The organism is Paenibacillus sp. 2KB_22 (assembly GCF_052115745.1).
Classification (GTDB): domain Bacteria; phylum Bacillota; class Bacilli; order Paenibacillales; family Paenibacillaceae; genus Paenibacillus.
In genome coordinates, this window is sequence record NZ_JBFRHG010000001.1 from 26,898 (window position 1) to 45,980 (window position 19,083).

The following is a 19,083-nucleotide window of genomic DNA, read 5'->3' on the forward strand; positions in this document are numbered from 1 at the left end:
AACAATCAGTTGAGCGTCTCCTGCATAATATTGAACAGTGAGAACCGATCAGCTTCATCTCCTGGATGGACTGCTGGGCAACCCACTCCCGGAATTGGTCAATTTCAATATCATTGCGCTTACAATTAAAACTGAAATGATTGCAACGGGTGACTTATCATTGTTGTCTTAGCTATTACCACACTTTTGTATTGACAAAAGATAACCCATAAAATAAAATATTAATAATATATTATATGGATTGTAACCGTATACACGGGCAAGACCTATTAAGCTACTTCAAAGAATTCTTTGAAGTATGTTTTAATGGTCTGCCCGTTTTTTTATGCGTTTAATCCATACACCTTAAGGAGGCGTTTATATGAGAAAATTGTTTGGCAAGAAAATGGCACTGTTAGTTGTAGCAACACTACTTACTAACACTTTATTTTCTTCAATAGCTGACGCTAATGATAATAAGGCTATTAAGAGAATAACCGCAAATACTTATATTGGTGATTTAGGAACAATGGTGGATTCTTTTGATATTGTAGTGGATGATATCGATAAATTTAAAGAAGTTCAATCCACTGATTTTGATGTTACTGGTAATTATGATGGTTACTCAATAAATGAGAAAGAAGAAACTGTACAAAGTAATTACGAAAATGATGGTATTGAACTCCATACTAGCGGACAAACTTTACATCTCAAAGTGAAAGCGTTTCGATATCCCGGGGGACCCAAATCAGATTTCGTTATTTATAATAGTAAATACTCGGAGCTTTCCTTCACCAAAGAAGACGTTTCTCAAATTAAAACACGGACTGTAGATGATTTTAAAGCAGGGACTTTCACAGGAAGTAATGGTCACACTCTCTCCTATCAATTAAAACAAAGCGAATCAAATGAGGCTCGTCCTTTAGTGGTCTGGTTACATGGGGGAGGAGAAGTTGGAAATGACAATCTAAAGCAGTTGACGGAGAATCGTGGTGCTACAGTTTGGACTGAATCAGGTAAAGATACATCTGTTTTAGCAGTTCAATACCCTAAAAACTATGGCTGGGCTATTTATAATAATCCCGAACAATTAAAACTAATGCAGGATTATTTCTTAGTACAATATGAACTCATTCTAGACCTAATTAAAGAAGATAAAGTTGATGCTAATCGTATTTACCTTGTAGGCGCTTCTAGCGGCGGTGGCGGGGCTTTCCGTTTTATGATGCAATATCCTGATTTATTCGCAGGCAGTCTTGTCATAGCTGCAAAGGATGCGATAGCAGACTACAAAGGAAGTGTTGATGTATTCAAAGAGGAATTAAAGGATCTTGTAAAAACTCCAATTTGGATCATACACGCCGAAAATGACCCAATAACAGATAGTAGAACAAGTACGTTGGCCTTTAAAGCATTAAGCGAACTGGGATCATCTGTTGTTAAGGAAACAATCTACGATGATGCTTTTATGAATAAGCACAGACTATTTGGTGACCTCAAGCACTTATCATGGGTTCCTACATTTAATGATTCAACGTTGGTCAATTGGCTATTTAATCAGAGGAAATCTGATCTGAGTGAAATTCTATCAGAGACAAAGGAAGTTACACGTGCACAATTAGCCAATGCCCTGGTACATGCATTACATTTGCCTACAGTAACAGATACAAAAATTTACTCAGATATCAACTCTTCGAAAGAAAAACAGCAAATATTACAAGTTACTCATTCCGGATTAATGAATGGAGTAGCAAATAGTATATTTTCTCCAGAAGGTAAGGTTACTCGAGCACAATTAGCAACAGTAGCAACTAATTGGATTGGAAATAGTGATTATACTGATTCCACATTTACTCTTAGTGATATACCCGTGGATCACTGGGCATATTCTTCAATAATTCGGGTCATTGATCTTAATCTTATGAATATGAATGACAGGAAACAATTCGAACCCAATAAACCTGTTTCTGGAGAAGAAGTGCAAGATTTGTTACTTAAACTTGCAACATATAACATCAATAATAATTAATATAATTATAGAAAGGCTGAACTCTACCTAAGCTTATTCTCACGGCTCAGCGTTTACCGATAGAACAAAAAAGTCGCTAAAATAGCGACTTTTTTTGTTCTTCAACATCTTATGAAGACCTTCTGTACACTTGGCGTTCGACTGAACTCTTAAATTTGTTTTAACTGAGAGAGCATTAAATTCTACTTATGTAGGCCTTCAGCTCCGTTTTTTCTCGTGGACGCGAAAATCCTCATATAAATAGAGATAACCCCACAAGGCAAAAACCTGATGTACTAACAGCCTTCCATTCTCCCACACTCCACATATAGCTGCTAATAGAAGATCCAATGGCCTCACCAAGAAAAGTGCTGACCAAGAACACCGTATTCAGCCGGCTTTTGGCACCTCCATCCAAGGCATAGATCTTTGTCTGATTTGAAATTTGCGCACCCTGAACACCCAGATTTGAAGCACCGCAATCAGCCCTTCTGTATCGGTTTCTTTTAGTTGATTCAAAGTTATATTGGAGATTTCAATTTCTCTAATTTCCCCCTCTTGCTTCAAGCGTGTCAGTTCACCAATCGAATCGGCAAATGGTATCACTCACTGTCAGTGAGTGCTTCTTTCGCAATAAATCTAAAATCATGAGTCCTTTTTGGAGCGTTGTCACTTCATAAGCGTCTACTTCGATTACCTCCTGTCGCACCTTAGAGCTATTAGCCCACATTATCGTTACTGCTCCATTATTTAAAAACGTAGAAAATACACATGATATAACATAATGATTCTTAACATAAAAGCCGTCCCCAATTAAAGGACGGCCTTTATATCCGTTTAAATATTAATCTAAATCAGATCCATTTGATGCAATTACCTTTTTATACCAAGAAAAGCTTTTCTTTTTTATCCTTCTTAAGCTTCCTTCACCGACATTATCTTTATCGACATAAATATATCCGTAACGTTTTTTCATTTCTCCAGTAGATGCACTGATTAAGTCAATCGGGCCCCAACTTGTGTATCCGATTAAATCCACTCCATCCTGGATAGCCTTTGCGACCTCAGATAGGTGCTCCCGCAAATAATTGATGCGGTAATCATCATTAATCATGTCGTCTACTTCCAGAATGTCTGCTGCACCCAGACCATTCTCCACAATAAACAACGGTTTCTGATAACGGTCATATAACAGATTTAGAGCAATTCTTAGACCAATCGGATCAATCTGCCAGCCCCATTCCGATGAAGGTAGATAAGGATTTTTGACACCACCAAACAGATTACCAGCCGTTGTTTCTTTTCCCTCCGGGTTTGCACTTACTGCACGGCTCATATAGTAGCTAAAGCCAATAAAATCAACAGGGTGGCTTTTCAAAATAAGATCATCCCCTGGTTCCATCTCAAGAACTACATTATTCTCTTTAAAAAATTGTGCTGCATATGAAGGATACCCTCCCCTTGCCTGCACATCACCGAACATTAGGATTTCCCGCTCTCCTTGCAGAGCCGCAAAAACATCCTCAGGAGCACTGGTCAAAGGATAAGCAGGAATATAAGCCAACATACACCCGATTTTGGCATCAGGAATAGCTTCATGACAGGCTTTAACGGCGAGAGCACTTGCGACGAATTGATGATGTGCGGCTTGATATTGGATCTGCTTCTTATTTTCCCCTTCCTGCACAATAATTCCACCACCTGTAAAGGGGTAATGAGCCAGAATATTAATTTCGTTAAAAGTCATCCAATACTTTACTTTCCCTCTAAATCTATCAAATAGAACCTTTGCAAATCGTTCATAACATTCAATGGTTTTGCGGCTTCTCCAGCCTCCATATTTCTTAGCCAATCCTAATGGCATTTCATAATGGGAGATCGTAATGACAGGTTCAATGTTGTATTTTAGTAACTCATCGATTAAGCGCTCATAGAAATGGAGGCCCTCTTCATTAGGAAGCTCTTCATCTCCTTCAGGAAAAATACGTGTCCAGGCTATCGATGTCCGAAAACAGCGGAACCCCATTTCTGCAAACAGTGCTATGTCTTCTTTGTACCGATGGTAAAAGTCTATAGCTTCGTGAGATGGGTATTTACCTTCGGGAAATTCCATAATTGGACCTGTAATTCCATGAGGCAATACATCTGCTGTAGACAATCCTTTTCCATCCTCTAAAAATGCCCCCTCTACCTGATTGGCTGCTACAGCGCCGCCCCACAGGAAGTTTTTTGGAAAAGTGTATGTGTTGGATTGCATAGGCTAGTCTCCTTCCTAAGTAGTTTTGCTTAGACAACCAGCGTCAGCAACTTATCTTCTTTCAAAACCGATGAGTTTGTTGTTTCAATAACATCCAAATAATCGCTGGTATTCGAGATTATAACGGGAGTGATCGGATTGTATCCGGCTTCCTTAATCTTCTCAAGATCAAAATCAATCAATAGATCCCCTTTGAGAACCTGATCTCCTGCCTTCACTCGAGGCGTGAAATATTGCCCTTTTAATTGAACGGTGTTGATTCCAATGTGAATCAAGATTTCCGCGCCATTTTCGGACTGTATAATTACAGCATGACCTGACTTAAGTACAGTACCAATCGTACCGTTCACTGGCGAGAATGCTTGCCCAATACTCGGGATTATTGCAATACCTTTCCCCATTGCTTCTTCTGCAAAGGCAGGATCGGGAACTTCAGTCAAGGATTTCACATCCCCTGTTAATGGGCTGAATAGTACCTCTTTTTTTAAGCTCGGCGAACCATCAGTAATATTAACACTTGCTTCTGCTTGAACACCCTTTGTTTCTATAGTAGAAGTTACATCATTGGACTCAGTTACTGTAACAGCTTTTTTATCCATGTATCCGAAAAGAATCGTCAGAATAAAACCAATCCCCATGGCTGCTGCAATTCCTATTAAATAATACCCAATAGGTTCAAATGCTCCGATTGAAAAAATATTCTGAAAGACAAATGCTGTAGCATACGTATTGAAACCACCATTAATGGCTCCTCCGATAGCTCCGGCAATAATAACAAATGGGATCGTGCGCTTGTAACGCAGCAAAATTCCATAGACCGTTGGCTCAGAGACACCCGCCAACAACAAACTTAAGGTAGATGAACCAGCAATTGATTTTAAAGGCTTTTCTTTCGATTTAAGGAAAACAGCCAGTGCCACCCCAGCCATTGCAAAGTTAGAGGCCGCCCACATTGCAAGGATTGGGTCTGTTCCATTTGCAAGATTTGCTAGAACGATGGGAATAATGCCCCAATGAAGTCCAAAAACAACAAGGAAAAAGATTAACCCGCCAATTACAGCTCCTGTCAATAACCCGCTTACTCCCATGAGATAATTAATGGAATCTGCTATCGCGTTTCCAATATAAACTCCAAATGGGCCAAAGATCATAGCAGTGAGCGGTACAATAATGACTAAGCACAGTAATGGTACCAAAAATGTCTGTAGCTCTTTATGGATGATCTTCTTAAGATATTTCTCCACATAAGAGAATATCCAAGTCGCTACGAACACAGGAAAGACGGTGGACGAATAATCCATCAAGACTACAGGAATACCTAGAAATGAAGAAGTATCTCCACTGGCCAATAATCCCGTAAAATTCGGCTCCATTAATGCAGCACCAATAACTCCACCTACATATGGATTTGCGCCGAATTTGATCGATGCAGAGATTCCCAGGAATATAGGAAGGAAATAGAAAACAGCATTTGCTGCTGCAGCCAGGATTAGGTAAGTTCCACTTTCTGCAGAGATCCACCCGAAAGTTGTGAACAAGGTTAAGACAGCTTTAAGTATCCCCGCCCCAGCCATAGCAGGCAACAGGGGAGAAAAACTTCCAGAAATCACTGCAAAAATTCTGGACATGATCTTCTCCTTAGGTTTATCTCCATCCTCAGAGGCAGTATTTGTCCCTAGTTTGCTGGTTTTCATAATCTCTTGATATACGTGTGCAACGTCATTTCCGATAACCACTTGAAATTGACCACCACTTTCTACGACCGTCAGTACCCCTTCTAAGCTTTTCAGCTTCTCTTTGTCAGGTACATGATTATCTTTTAAGTTAAATCTCAACCGAGTTGCACAATGAACAAGATTCGTGACATTCTCCTCTCCTCCAATATTCTGAACGATATCTTTGGCTAATCTTTCGTACTTCATTTGTTCTCGCTCCTTTAGACCTCATTCTTATTTATATGAAACAAAAAACCTGAACAAGTGATAAAGCACACTGAAAACCAGCACACTTATCACTTATCCAGGCTTTGCCCAACTAATGGTAACAACCCTGCTATTTATTGTCATCGGCTAATTTCTGCTTGTCACTCGCCTAATATGAAGCATGAAATAGACCATTTCACCTTTGGTTGTCTCAACTTGATACTTATCCTGTAAATACGCACTTACCTTCTCACTGCAGGCAAAAGCTTCAGGATACTTAGTAATAACTTGTTCGTACAGCTCATCATCCTCAGAAGGAATTGATTCATGACGCATCGTGCGATAAGAAAAATACTTCAAGTGTGTCACAAAGCGGCTGTAATTAAGTGATTCTTCATCCAGCTCAATCCCATAATGGAGTGTCACTATATTAAGAATTTCTTGAACCATCTGGGTCACCATTAAGGTCTGTTCCATTTCCTGACCATCCTGCTGCCCATTCACAAAATGCATTGCGATAAAACCAGCTTCATCTACAGGTAATTTAATTCCTGTTTCCTTTTCAATTAGGTGTAATGCGTGCATTGCCGTATGATACTCTTTCGGATAAAACTTCTGTATCTCCCAGAGCAGCGCATTCTTGAGACTCAATCCCTGAGTGGCGCGCGTAATTGCATAACTAATATGATCTGTAAGAGCCAGGTAGATATTATTGCTAAAGGAAGTGTTTAGATCCTTAATAGCATAACGGATAATTTGATCTGTCAATTCTAGATGCTTTGTAGGAATTTCACTCAGTAATGTAGATAGCCGCTCAGATAATTCTTTAGTCTCCATCACGAAAGTCTTCTCAATTCTGGACGGATCTATATTTTCACCTGGAATTTTCTGATAGGCTAGGCCCTTTCCAATAACAATTATCTCGGATCGATTTGGTCCTTCAACCAATGCAACATTATTGTTGAATACTTTTTTAATCTTCATGAGTTCGCCCACTTTATATTTTTTACTAACAAAAAAGCCTAAACTAATCCTAAACTAAATATAATTTAGTACGGATTGGTTTAGGCTTTGCCTGCATTGCAGTAACAACCCTAATATTAATTGTATAGCTATTATATAGGATGGGGATAACGTTTTCAATAGAAAAATAATCTCACATCTGGATTTTGACGCCTGTCGTTTAATTAAGGAATTGCATAGCTTAAATATTGCCTGAACGAGGTTAGCTTTACAATGTGTGAAACAGTTATCCCCCGAATTCGTCTGGCTACGCCTGTGTAGTCGGAACATGGGCTGTGATTAAGTCAATAGACAGCTCTTTAATCGAATGCTCTCTTGGCTTTATCAAAATATTATTTTATTCTACATATTGCAGAAGTATCGTACTTGAAAAACGAATACGCTTACATGTTCTGTTGTTTGCGTTCAGCAAGCTCTTTAGTAATATCGATACTGTAGTGCGTTTTCATCTGAAAAACAACTTGGTTTCTTAAATACAAAAAAACGCTATATAGCGACTTTGAATGGAACAATATTCTTGTCCTCGACAACCGATCCTCATCTTTAAGGATCGGCTTACTCATATAAATGAGAGAGGGAAAAATGGTCATAGCTTTAGTTTTTGATACCTGCAGATTCGGTAAACCGAATTTTTGTATACGACATCCGTCATCGGTTCTTCCAATAATGATTTCGCATCAAATACGTCATCTCCGGTATAGCCGAAGCATTGATCCACACAGCGTAAGAAGTATTGACGAGATCAAATCCATCTCCAGGGATCCGTTTCACGTTATTTATAATATTTACATTGGTATTGACGTTAGTAGCGTCTTGAATAAAAAGATGAATAAAAAAAACATAAAAAAACAGCTAACTAAGGACATAGTCATAGTTAGCTGTTTTTTATAAACACACTTAAAACTCCGTATCATCCTGTTCGAAAAATCCTATATGCTTAAGTGTGTTACAATGATTTTTCACATATCCTTCAACTGAGTATCGTTTTTGCCTCATCAGGTTCACTGCCTCTGAGCATCAGCGCAACTGCTAGTGGGTGAATTAACGGTAAAATAACGATTAGACATACGCCTAATCGGCAATCGGACTATGTTCTCGTCCATTCCGGCCGATAAAACAAAGAAGCCGCTATAATAGCGACTTTGTATGGAACAATGTTTTTGTCCTTGGATAGCGACACTCCCCTGTATATTTCGCTCTGTTCATAGACTGCTGACATATCTCTGATATTCGTATTTCACCTTAACTAACTGGGCTCCTATGTTTACTTTCCTCGAGGAATCCTACCATAAAGATGCAAGCGAAATACAAATGAACACTGACAAAACCTTTACCTATTTTTCTCTAGGGTAGTTGGTAACTTTATGTAAATTATAACAAGTGATTTTTCCTCAACCTTAGTTAATTCATGATTAATTTGGAGTAGGCTAATTAAATACAGATTTAGTATATTGCCAAATGCAACGTGAGGTGGAATCTTCCCCTGGCTAAAGATTTGGCTTCCTCTCTAACATCCGTTTCGGTCAATGTAGGTATTGCACTTGGCTCAGCTCTCGGCGGATTTGTGACAACGCATATGAAGCTGATTGCTCTACCATGGTTTGGAGCCATCTTGGCGATTGCAGCCGCACTAGTTGCATTTCTTAATTGGAAAATGAAACGTAAGACTAGAACAACCTTGTAAAAATATTTAGGTTCCTATATCAAAGCTAAAAATTCTTACTGTCGTCTTCACCATGAGGGGATTTTAGACGTGAAGGTTGTTTAGTACATCACGCACTAAGAAGAATTCTTGATTCACTAGCCCAGTTCAAAATAGCTGCTTTAAGGAATCTATTCTGGACAATATTTGCGATTCGTTTACTTAACAGATTCCTAACCATAATCGTCTTCTGAATATTGCTTCCAGTAGTTAAGATCAGCTTGAGCATATTTTCATGTAACTGTTGGAGATCTTCAGCCGCTTCAGGAGTCATGGTCTCATTTGAACCCAGAAACAATTATCGACCGCTAGTTGAAAACAGCAGCTTATCACGTTTTGCCTTTATAGATTAATGAACTAACGTTTCCCGTTAGCTTAGTCCACAATAGCTAAAGGTGTTTGGTGCAGTTATATAATTGGCATGCCCACTTGTTGTTAGTGTGTGTAAGAATGGTTATAGAAGTATTATCTATATACGTTTTTTGGAAATGTTGCGGCAAAAGATGTTGTAACCCCATGTCTAATAAGACCGATTGTGGTCGCCATACCTGCCCCCTTAATGACTACAATTTCCCCATCATTGTCCAATCAAATAGTACCACATATTGCCCGTTAGTTGAACAAAAGCAGCTAATCACAATGATCAGCTGCTTTCTTAGTTTTATTGAGCTATCGTTTCCCGTTAGCGTAACGACAAGTCCACTATTGATATGAATCCAAAAGCGTTTTACAACATTCACTTTATCCTCAATATATTCTGATACACAAGCTGATTTCGTGGATGTATTAAGCGAAGTAACAGGGAAAGCTATTCAAATGATACACGTATGTGATGCAGCATTTGGTGAAACTGAGTTTGATGAAGAGAATTGAACTCAATACTAGAGATCACATCATTGAACTCACCAATTATTTTTCCATTTGTATCCTCTTTCAAGCTTATCTTTAACCTGTTAATTATATCTTCTAAAATTTGTTCATCTTAAGTAGCACTCCATATGTACATCTCATTAACAGACGATGAATTTTTCTGAATTATATCACAAGGGAAAGGATAATTGTTGTATTACTTAAAGGCAACTTACACATTTCAAGACGGATCTTCTATTTTCAAACTAACCTGCCTGTTAGCCATCCATGCCCCTCTCGGGGCACCACAGCGTGCAGTCACTGCTTTGAGCAGCGACAGCAAGAAGCGATCGTAAGACAAGCCGTACGAAGGCTGGAGAATCATGATTTTCAGGTTGCGTTCTCTGCCTCCGAGGCCTCTTTGGGGTGATATTGTTATAAATAAAAGAGAAACGTTATTTTGTTTTTTTAGCAGCATGGCGGTAATATTTTATCACCCTGTGATACATTGTCTTGTCCTTTAATTGATTGAAAATATAAGGGTCTGGTTTGACGTTCACCTCAATAATCCAGGGTTTCAAACTCCGGTCTAGCCCAATATCCACGCCGATTTGCTTAAGGTACGGGTATTTTTTCTTCATGTGGCGTGCAATACGTAATCCAAGCTCATTCATCTCCTGGATGAGTTCATTTCTGCGTTTCAGGGATGCATGAGATTCCAGCAGTCTGTGAACATCCATTGGTTTACCACCGCTGTGATAATTGGTCACGATTTTTTTCGGATGACCGAGTCGGCCGATGATTCCCGTAGCCTCCCACTGATTGTCAGGACTTAACTGTATCATGACTCTGATATCAAAACGCCTCTTGTTGTGCTTAAGCAGATTGATTCCTCTCTGAATGAGATAGCTTCTTTTATTAACCAGACGTACAAGACTTTCATGGAACGAGTCAAAATTGTCAAACGACAGTCGTTTTTGTTCAATCTGATAGGCAAAATTCTGATGACTCACCATCTCCGCCTTTATGACACCCATTCCATAAGTGCCAATCTCGGGTTTAATATAAACCATACCGTATCTGCTGATCATGGACCACAGGTTGGCTTTGTTATACCTCTGCGTATCAGGTATAAATGGTTTGATAGAACCATTATTGAGGATCACTTTTGTTTTCAACCATTTGCTTCTTAACGGCTTCAATTTATCAACCCCCATATAACACTTCTCCCTTCAACAAAAGAATCCAACCCTGATGTTTCATCAAGATCATGCATTATATGTAATACCGATAAAACAACCCTAAACAAATGCCCTTCTTCATGAAAATGGTATATTCGCACATGCCCTGACCAAACCAATTTTGCACACATATCATGAACAAGATGTAACCATTTGTCCAAGGAGTTGAGAAGATGCCAGTTCAGCATGAAATACAGTTAAATCGTGCGCCTATGATCGATGTTCTTATACCTGCGATCGAAAAAGATTTGAGTACCCTTCCTAAAGTTATCGATAGTATTCGCCGTTATGTGCGGCACCCGATTGGACAGATTTATATTGTTTCCCCGACCAGCAACAAAATCAGAAACCTTTGTTCCCGCAAACACTGCATTTTTGTTAACGAGCGGTCAGTCCTGCCTATCACCAAAAACGATATAGACTATCAATCATCCCGCTGGGACCGCTCAGGGTGGTTATATCAACAACTGCTTAAGATGAACGGGGATCACATTGTGAGAGCGAAGCACTTTCTGGTGATGGATGCGGATACGGTGCTCATTAAACCTCATTCATTTATTGTTGAAAATAAGACGGTATTTTACTGTCGCGACTGGAGTCAGCCAGAATATTTCAACACCTACCGCAAGCTGTTAGGCATGAAAGCGCCGCGCCCACGCTCTTTTGTCACCCATTATATGTTGTTCGAAAAATCGAAACTCTCTGCTTTGAAAAAGAAAATTGAAACGATCCATCAGCTGCCATGGTACAAAGCGATTATCTCGAATATCAATAAGAAGAAGCAGTTTGGGTTCTCCGAGTATGAAACCTATGCCAATTTTATGTATTCGAAAAACCCGGCCAGCATAATCCTAAAGAGTTCCATGAATAAAAGTCTGAACATGAACGCTTCTTCGTTAAAAGAACAACAAATTCGCAATTTTGCGCTTAAATACCGATCTCTTTCCTTTCACAAACGTAAAATCTATAGCAAAACTCCCCGAGTTTAAGGAGGAAGCCCATGCATATCGTACTGCTATGTGGCGGCGCAGGGAAAAGGCTTTGGCCACTGTCCAATGAGCTTCGCTCCAAGCTGTTCGTGGATATACTTCCATCACCTGAAGGCGGAAGGGAATCCATGATCAGCAGAGTATGCCGCCAGCTTGACAGCTCAGGCCTACTGGACTCAACGCTCATCATTTCACATCAGGACCAGACCGACATTACCACCCGTCATACCAAAGGCAAGATACCCGTCATTGGCGAACCTTTTAAGCGGGGGACTTTTACTGCAGCTGCCTTGGCGAGCTTGTATCTGAAATCCTACGGAGCGGCTGAACCTGACGATATGATATGTATCGCGCCAGCGGATGTGTTCGCAGATGAGGACTTTTTCAGGAGCTTCAAATTACTTCCGGATATATTGAAACAGACTCATGCCGATATCATTTTAATTGGGACAAGGCCCACATACGCTTCAGAACAATATGGATACATCCTGCCAGGAAAAAAAGAACCTAATGGTTATGCACCGGTTACACAGTTCATAGAGAAACCTGGATTGCATGTCGCTGAAACTCTGCTACAGCATGGCGCATTGTGGAACTGCGGTGTGTATGCCTTCTCCCTTTCGTTTATGTTGTCCCATATTGAAAGAAATGGCCTTCCGGGTCATTACGAACAATTGTTAACCCTGTATGAACAGTTGCCTGAACGCAGTTTTGACAAACAAGTTGCTGAACAATCGCAACGGGCTGTTGTACTGCCATATGAGGGTGTATGGCAGGATATCGGGAGCTGGGATGCGCTGTGTGATCAGTTGGATTCCAATGTATTGGGACACGGCAGAATATCGGAATCCTCCTCAGATTCCTACATCGTTAACGAGCTCCCCTACCCGATCCACGTCATCGGAGTCCCAGGTGTTATCACTGTCGCAAGTCCGGACGGGATTCTCATAGCCAACAAAAAAGATTCAAATGAAATTAAAGAGCAATTGGGCAGTATTCCACTGCAACCGATGTACGTCGAGGCAACATGGGGAAGCTATCGCGTCATGGAGAGATCGGTAGAAGACGAAAATACAACCGTAACCACATTGAATATGACGCTTTTGCCTGGCAAACATATCGGATTACGCCAGCATCAATTAGGGTGCCGAGCATGGACTGTAATTTCAGGCAGTGGGCAGGTGCTTATTAACGGGCAGATCAGGCAGGTGAGCACAGGCAATCAGTTTGCGATTACCTTGAATAGCCTCTTTTCTATTCTGGCTGAGACAAGGATGGTCATTCTTGAGGTCCAGCTTGGCGTACCGGAAAATGAAGTAAGCATTCCATATGAAGCAGAGGATTGGAAGGTAATGATTGAGCGTGCAGGATCTTATAAATCACCGGACTAATGCAAGATGAAGAAAAAAGCCGCCCATATGGCGACTCCTTATGCTTTCTAGACAAAGGTATGCCTATGCCCTCTGTGAACTGTTTTACAAAGAGGACTCTGAGCAGCGCAAAACAAGAGGTGTTCAACTGCTTAATTTGCACAATTTAACAAGGCAACACAACGCTATCACCGGTATGTATGTTCAAATCAAACTTCAATTTCAAGCGGTGTTAGATCAGGTATTTCTGGAGTATACCAAACCTCTGACGCCGTTCTGAAAGCCGGAAAAAAAGGTTGCGGAGAAGAATGCGTGCATATGTATGCGCCAAGCCGAGAGTTGGGAAAAGTCAGAAGCAAAAGTGTTACTGGCTGCAGCGGAACGGAATCCATTTCGAAAGGCTCCGTTCCACACCCATCTTATCAGCCTTGGAATGTACGTGAGCATGTTACTTCATTATCGAGAGCACCTGAGTATTCTAGAAAAAGCAAATGGATGCCTTCGCTAATGAATTGGTGGAAGAATATCAGATTATCCAATCGATCCCCGGTATTGGTGAAAAAATCGCGCCAACGATTATTTCGGAAATCGGTGAAATCGATTGGATTAATCACCCCAAGAAGTTGGTCGCCTTTGCTGGCGTAGATCCTGGCTCCCACATATCGGGAAAGTTTACAGCAACGCTCAACCGATTATAAAACGTTGCTCCAGTAGGCTTCGACATTCCTTATTTTTGGCCGGCCTGGGATCATGTTCTTGTCCCTCGACATTTATTTTATGTTAATAATGTCAGAACCCACAATAATTAATTGTTTACATAAGTCATATCATCAACTCTTCGTCTATCGGATATTCCCATAGTCCCAGTTTTCCCTTCACTGGAATATAGGGCTTCAGCAGACGGAAACCCGCTATTTCCCACGCAAAATAACCTGGACTGTAATCCCCTAACAGCAAATCCTCACCGGTCACAACCTTCCCGCAATCCAGAATGGCTGACGTATGATTAGCGTCGATGACTTGATAACAATTTGAAAGCTCGCAAGTTGCAAGGATAACTCCCGTAGGGAGGTTTTGTTCCGTATAGCCATTCTTGGCGAGTAAAGAACGTATGGGTTCATTTTTGCAGGCCTGCTTATCGACTTTCTGACTTGCATGAATGGCAAATGGACCGCGATACCTGGTCTTCCAGGATCTTGTTTCATAGAGAGTCTCGCCTTGGACAAGCAGAGTCGCCCATGGTTGAATCATAGATAATACTTTCATTCCTCTACGCTCCATTTCTGTTCATAATGAATTATTATTCCCCAAACATTCTCGAGACTTTCCATACCCGCAAGTACCCACGCTAAGATATAAACTTGCAAGTATAAACCGATCGGTTTATACTAATACAAACGGTATATAAGGTAGGTGATCCATGAACAAGCCCCATTCATATTTCTGAGCTAAATAGTTTCTGTATAAACAAAAATATAACAACTAATGGAGGTATTTTCCATGGCTAAAGTAAATGTAGGCGCTGAGAATGAACAACCAATTGAACTGTATTATGAAGATCATGGTGCGGGAAAACCAATTATTCTGATTCATGGCTGGCCTTTGAGTGGACGATCCTGGGAGAAGCAAGTTCCTGCCCTAATTGAAGCAGGCTACCGTGTTATCACATATGACCGTCGTGGATTCGGTCAGTCTTCTCAACCTTGGGATGGTTATGACTATGATTCATTTGCATCGGATTTGCATAAATTGATACTGCACCTTGATCTGCGTGATGCCACATTAGTCGGATTCTCCATGGGTGGCGGAGAAGTTGCACGATATGTGGGAACCTACGGGACAGAACGCGTTTCTAAAGCCGTATTTGCGGGAGCGGTTCCTCCCTATCTCTATATAACCGAAGATAATCCTCAAGGCGGATTGGATGATGCAACGATTGCAGAATTCCAAAACGGGGTTAAAGCGGATCGGCTAGCATTTTTGGATGGTTTTACAAGCAACTTTTTCGCTGCTGGAGACCGCACAGACCTTGTGAGCGAACCATTCCGTATTTATAACCGTGATATTGCAGCTCTGGCTTCACCTAAAGGCACATTGGATTGTATTGCTGCCTTTGCCCTTACGGATTTCCGTCAGGATCTGGAGAAGTTCAACATTCCAACACTGGTTATCCATGGTGATTCAGATGCCATCGTGCCTTTGGAGGTGAGCGGACAACGTACTCATGAATCCATCCCTGGCAGCCGTCTGGTCGTTGTCGAAGGTGGACCACACGGATTCAATGCGACCCATTCTGAACAATTTAATGCAGCATTGATCGAATTTTTGCAAGGTTAATTTAATTCGACTAATCATTTAGCTAAAAGAACAAAATGAGAGAACAAGCAGAACGCCTCCTATAGAGGAGAACGTCCTGCTTGTTCAAAATTTCATAGGAATGTATCTGAGGAATGAACACCCTATTGATCATTGGGAGTAAACAAAATGAGCCACTAAAGCATAAGATTGATTGCTACTTGGTACATTATGAATCTGAACCGATTCGATAGTTGTATTGAATTTCGGTTGTAAACTTGCACTTATAAACCGATCGGTTTATATTAATACAAACGGTATAGAAAGTGAGGAAAATTTAATGAATAATTTAACTCCCCCATTCACTCGTGAGACAGCAATTCAAAAAACACGTATGGCAGAAGACAGCTGGAATAGCCGAGACCCTCAGCGCGTCTCACTTGTGTATACTGAGGATTGTTATTGGAGAAATCGGAGCGAATTTATAACAGGCCGCCAAGAAATTGTCTCTTTACTAACTCGAAAATGGGCCAAAGAATCGGACTACCGCCTGATCAAGGAGCTTTGGTCATTTACGGATAACCGTATTGCAGTTAGATTCGCATATGAATGGCGTGATGATAGTGGCAATTGGTTCAGATCGTATGGAAACGAGAATTGGGAATTTGCTGACGACGGCTTGATGCAGCGCAGATTTGCTTCGATTAATGACATGCCGATTAAGGAAGAGGAACGAAAATTTCATTGGCCTCTCGGCACGCGCCCCGCTGAACACCCAAGCCTAAGTGAGTTAAACCTATGACGCGCACTGTTTTTGAAAAATCTGATGTGATCCCTCTCGTTACTGAGGTATTTCGTGAATTAGGTTATGAGGGTGCATCTTTGAGTAAAATTACAGCCCGTACAGGTCTATCTAAAGGAAGCTTATATTATTTCTTTCCGGGTGGAAAAGATGAGATGGCTGCTGAAATTCTTGCACATATTGATCAATGGTTTATCAAGAACATTTTTGAACCGCTCGAAAAGAATGAACCCCGGGCAGCCATTGATCATATGTGGCAAGAGGTCAATACTTATTTTCAATCCGGTCAGCGTATATGCCTTATTGGTGCATTCGCTTTGGACGAAACAAGAGATCGATTCGCTGCTGTAATTCGGCAATATTTTATAAGATGGATTGAAGCCTTAAGCGCGGCACTAGTTCAAACAGGTATCTCTAAAGAGACTGCTGACCAGATTTCAGAGGAAACCATTGCTAGTATTCAAGGGGGATTAATTCTGAGTAGAGGACTTCATGATGAATCCTTTTTTGAACGTACGTTGGCAAATCTGTCACAACGAGTCTCAACTTATGTTTCTAAAAGCAACTCTGGTCATTGACACATTTCTTAACGATTTCATTAGCGACTTGATCGGAGGTCAATATCATGAGCAATTTTGTCGCAAAACAATTGGGATTTGTTCGCCGTCAGGCAATTGATTATGTGAGGAATATAAATGACTCTGCCTCGGAAATCATTCCAACAGGATTGAAAAACAATATAAAATGGAATCTAGGCCATATGTATGTTATACATGAAAAGTTCGCTTTCCAACTTACTGGGGAAGAAACCAAATATCCTGCTAATTTTAGTAAGTTGTTTGAATCAGGAACTAAACCGTCTGACTGGAATATAGAGCCTCCAACGTTGTCTCAAATAATCGAGTTGTTAACTGAACAAATTGAAAGGGTTGAATCGGTACTTTTAAGCAAATTGAAAGAAGAAATCAATCCTCATTACAAGTCTTCTACAGGACTTACCTTTACAAATGTAGAACAATTACTGGGTTTTCTGATTTACCATGAAGCAATGCACTTTGCAACAATTAAAAATATCAAGAGCTTAATTGACTTTTAGGATTAGTAAAGGATTTTTTGAAACCAATGTCTCGCCACGAAATATTGAGTTTTCTTATTAATCTTGTCCCTCGACACTTTTTTCGTTGATCTATTGCCTTTTAGTCATTGAACGATCCTGCTCGTTAGTTAAAACAAAAAGCAGCCAATCACATAGATTAGCTGCTTTCTTCGTATTATTGAGCAAACGTTAATATACTCTATAACGTAAAGCTACATGGACGCAGTACTACTCATATTCTAAAGAACTAACTGTATGGGTTAAGGATCGCGAGTATCTGATGATCCTCCCATTTTCCATTAATATGAACATTCTGTCGAGCAATGCCTTCTTTTTGAAAGCCAACCTTCTCAAGCACTCGAATTGAAGCGATATTATGCGTCATTGCCCCTGCTTCGATTCTATGTAATTTTAATTTATGGAAGCCATGGTCAACGACTAACCGAACAGCCTCAGTCGTGTAGCCTCTACCATTACTTTTCTGATCTAAGTCGTATCCGATATATGCACTTTGAAGAGGGCCCCGCATCACGTGGAAAAGGCTTACCGTCCCCACTAACATATTATCGGTGTTTGTGAAGATTCCAAAATTATAGGCTTGGTCATTTTTTCTAGCTTCGACCTGCTTTTGAATATACTTAAGTTGTCCTTCCAGCGTATAAAATTCGTCGGTGCGTATCGGTGCGTATCTTTCAAAAAAATCACGGTTTTCTTTCTGCAACTGGAGTAGTCCAGCAGCATCATCGACGGAAATATCCCTAATATGTATGTTGACGCTTTTCAAAGTAAGCACTCCTCTTAAAAATATTTGTGTAAATGATAGCTTATGTACTATTCAAACTCAAAAATGTAACTGGTACAGATAAAATAAAAAAGCCGCTAAATTAGCGACTTAAGTGGACACATGTTCAAGTCTCGCGACTTTCAGTCAGTGATGCCGCGTATCTTCGCTCTGTTGATTACATTTCAGCAAAACTGCAACCGATCCCCGGTCATATTATATTCCTCTCCATTTGTTGCATTAGCTTTCTTAAGATCAGACGTTCTTCCTCAGAAATAGAGTGAAGCAATTTTGCTTGTTGCTCCCTCCATTTTTTATCGACTGGTTGCTCTAATTCTTTTCCTTTTTCGGTCAGGTAAATACGCATGACTCGCGCATCTTGTACATCACGTTTGCGATATATAAATCCGTTATGCTCCAGTGATTTAACCATATTTGTTACTGTAGGAGGCTCACACTTTAAGTGTTCACATAGCTGCATCTGTGTTACGCCGTCACCCATCCACAGACGATAGAGCAAATTATCCTGCCCTACATAAAGATTAAGTTCCCGCAGTGATTCACTATAATTTCGACGCATTTGGGAGGAAATCCGATCTAAAGACTGTCGAATGTCACAGTCTACTGCATCTGTCATGTATGTTCCCTCCCTTTAAGCAATTAATATTAAGCAAACTAAATGTATCACGACGTTATTTTAGGAGTCAATTCACTATCAAGTTAAACTCATCCCAGTGCAGATCCATCATTTTTAGCAAATATCTCTCTG

General features: G+C 40.4%; 14 protein-coding genes and 2 pseudogenes. 8 read left to right on the forward strand and 8 right to left on the reverse strand.

Translation table 11 applies throughout. The features are described 5' to 3' along the window. Positions 1-361 precede the first annotated feature (361 nt). Positions 362-2,008, forward strand: a complete 1,647-nt coding sequence (locus AB4111_RS00115; RefSeq protein ID WP_442029385.1) for an S-layer homology domain-containing protein — start codon at positions 362-364, stop codon at positions 2,006-2,008. Between the two features lie 447 nt (positions 2,009-2,455). On the opposite strand, the pseudogene AB4111_RS00120 reads toward AB4111_RS00115, so the two are convergent. The 5 genes and pseudogenes from AB4111_RS00120 to AB4111_RS00140 all read right to left on the reverse strand — a co-directional run. Then, a pseudogene (locus AB4111_RS00120) lies at positions 2,456-2,584 on the reverse strand (aldo/keto reductase); the annotation flags it as partial. Positions 2,585-2,831: 247 nt separating this feature from the next. Further along, positions 2,832-4,244 (reverse strand): 6-phospho-beta-glucosidase, encoded by a 1,413-nt coding sequence (gene ascB, locus AB4111_RS00125; protein ID WP_442029387.1) that lies wholly within the window; start codon positions 4,242-4,244, stop codon positions 2,832-2,834. Positions 4,245-4,273: 29 nt separating this feature from the next. After that, on the reverse strand, positions 4,274-6,166 hold the full coding sequence (locus AB4111_RS00130) for a beta-glucoside-specific PTS transporter subunit IIABC (protein WP_442029389.1): 1,893 nt from the start codon (positions 6,164-6,166) through the stop codon (positions 4,274-4,276). A gap of 147 nt (positions 6,167-6,313) precedes the next feature. Next, on the reverse strand, positions 6,314-7,150 hold the full coding sequence (licT, locus tag AB4111_RS00135; protein ID WP_442029391.1) for a BglG family transcription antiterminator LicT: 837 nt from the start codon (positions 7,148-7,150) through the stop codon (positions 6,314-6,316). 3,045 nt (positions 7,151-10,195) lie between these two features. Further along, positions 10,196-10,957 (reverse strand): YheC/YheD family protein, encoded by a 762-nt coding sequence (locus AB4111_RS00140; RefSeq protein ID WP_442029393.1) that lies wholly within the window; start codon positions 10,955-10,957, stop codon positions 10,196-10,198. Between the two features lie 197 nt (positions 10,958-11,154). On the opposite strand from AB4111_RS00140, the gene AB4111_RS00145 reads away from it, so the two are divergent. From AB4111_RS00145 to AB4111_RS00155, 3 genes and pseudogenes are all read left to right on the forward strand, one after another. Beyond that, the gene (locus tag AB4111_RS00145; RefSeq protein ID WP_442029395.1) at positions 11,155-11,970 is read left to right on the forward strand and encodes a DUF6492 family protein; all 816 of its coding nucleotides are present in this window, start codon (positions 11,155-11,157) and stop codon (positions 11,968-11,970) included. 11 nt (positions 11,971-11,981) lie between these two features. Then, positions 11,982-13,361, forward strand: a complete 1,380-nt coding sequence (locus AB4111_RS00150; protein WP_442029397.1) for a sugar phosphate nucleotidyltransferase — start codon at positions 11,982-11,984, stop codon at positions 13,359-13,361. Between the two features lie 61 nt (positions 13,362-13,422). Beyond that, positions 13,423-14,079: pseudogene (locus AB4111_RS00155) on the forward strand (transposase); the annotation flags it as partial. Positions 14,080-14,162: 83 nt separating this feature from the next. On the opposite strand, the gene AB4111_RS00160 reads toward AB4111_RS00155, so the two are convergent. Further along, complete coding sequence (locus AB4111_RS00160) at positions 14,163-14,606, reverse strand: 2-oxoglutarate dehydrogenase E1 (protein ID WP_442029399.1); 444 nt, start codon at positions 14,604-14,606, stop codon at positions 14,163-14,165. Positions 14,607-14,840: 234 nt separating this feature from the next. Here AB4111_RS00160 and AB4111_RS00165 point away from each other — a divergent pair, with 234 nt between their 5' ends. The 4 genes from AB4111_RS00165 to AB4111_RS00180 all read left to right on the forward strand — a co-directional run bounded on the left by AB4111_RS00165 (position 14,841) and on the right by AB4111_RS00180 (position 17,533). Further along, entirely contained in the window at positions 14,841-15,677 is an 837-nt protein-coding gene (locus AB4111_RS00165; RefSeq protein WP_442029401.1) for an alpha/beta fold hydrolase, read from the forward strand. A 298-nt stretch (positions 15,678-15,975) separates the two neighbouring features. Continuing rightward, entirely contained in the window at positions 15,976-16,437 is a 462-nt protein-coding gene (locus AB4111_RS00170) for a nuclear transport factor 2 family protein (protein ID WP_442029403.1), read from the forward strand. Beyond that, positions 16,434-17,015, forward strand: coding sequence for a TetR/AcrR family transcriptional regulator (locus AB4111_RS00175; RefSeq protein ID WP_442029405.1), 582 nt, complete (start codon positions 16,434-16,436; stop codon positions 17,013-17,015). The genes AB4111_RS00170 and AB4111_RS00175 overlap by 4 nt, the downstream gene beginning before the upstream one ends. 47 nt (positions 17,016-17,062) lie before the next feature. Continuing rightward, positions 17,063-17,533, forward strand: a complete 471-nt coding sequence (locus AB4111_RS00180) for a DinB family protein (protein WP_442029407.1) — start codon at positions 17,063-17,065, stop codon at positions 17,531-17,533. Between the two features lie 247 nt (positions 17,534-17,780). On the opposite strand, the gene AB4111_RS00185 is transcribed toward AB4111_RS00180, so the two are convergent. Next, positions 17,781-18,317 carry a GNAT family N-acetyltransferase gene (locus AB4111_RS00185; protein ID WP_442029409.1) on the reverse strand — a complete coding sequence of 179 codons (537 nt, stop codon included), beginning with the start codon at positions 18,315-18,317 and terminating at the stop codon, positions 17,781-17,783. Between the two features lie 208 nt (positions 18,318-18,525). Continuing rightward, a complete protein-coding gene (locus AB4111_RS00190; protein ID WP_253436519.1) occupies positions 18,526-18,951 on the reverse strand; it encodes a MarR family winged helix-turn-helix transcriptional regulator in 426 nt (141 codons plus the stop codon). Positions 18,952-19,083 lie beyond the last annotated feature (132 nt).

What these genes read in the sequence shown, in the direction of transcription:
- AB4111_RS00130 (WP_442029389.1), bottom strand. Translation starts at nt 6,166, where the DNA reads ATGAAGTACGAAAGATTAGCCAAAGATATCGTTCAGAATATTGGAGGA.
- AB4111_RS00170 (WP_442029403.1), top strand. Translation starts at nt 15,976, where the DNA reads ATGAATAATTTAACTCCCCCATTCACTCGTGAGACAGCAATTCAAAAA.
- AB4111_RS00175 (WP_442029405.1), top strand. Translation starts at nt 16,434, where the DNA reads ATGACGCGCACTGTTTTTGAAAAATCTGATGTGATCCCTCTCGTTACT.
- AB4111_RS00115 (WP_442029385.1), top strand. Translation starts at nt 362, where the DNA reads ATGAGAAAATTGTTTGGCAAGAAAATGGCACTGTTAGTTGTAGCAACA.
- AB4111_RS00190 (WP_253436519.1), bottom strand. Translation starts at nt 18,951, where the DNA reads ATGACAGATGCAGTAGACTGTGACATTCGACAGTCTTTAGATCGGATT.
- AB4111_RS00140 (WP_442029393.1), bottom strand. Translation starts at nt 10,957, where the DNA reads ATGGGGGTTGATAAATTGAAGCCGTTAAGAAGCAAATGGTTGAAAACA.
- licT (WP_442029391.1), bottom strand. Translation starts at nt 7,150, where the DNA reads ATGAAGATTAAAAAAGTATTCAACAATAATGTTGCATTGGTTGAAGGA.
- AB4111_RS00165 (WP_442029401.1), top strand. Translation starts at nt 14,841, where the DNA reads ATGGCTAAAGTAAATGTAGGCGCTGAGAATGAACAACCAATTGAACTG.
- AB4111_RS00145 (WP_442029395.1), top strand. Translation starts at nt 11,155, where the DNA reads ATGCCAGTTCAGCATGAAATACAGTTAAATCGTGCGCCTATGATCGAT.
- AB4111_RS00150 (WP_442029397.1), top strand. Translation starts at nt 11,982, where the DNA reads ATGCATATCGTACTGCTATGTGGCGGCGCAGGGAAAAGGCTTTGGCCA.
- ascB (WP_442029387.1), bottom strand. Translation starts at nt 4,244, where the DNA reads ATGCAATCCAACACATACACTTTTCCAAAAAACTTCCTGTGGGGCGGC.
- AB4111_RS00160 (WP_442029399.1), bottom strand. Translation starts at nt 14,606, where the DNA reads ATGAAAGTATTATCTATGATTCAACCATGGGCGACTCTGCTTGTCCAA.
- AB4111_RS00180 (WP_442029407.1), top strand. Translation starts at nt 17,063, where the DNA reads ATGAGCAATTTTGTCGCAAAACAATTGGGATTTGTTCGCCGTCAGGCA.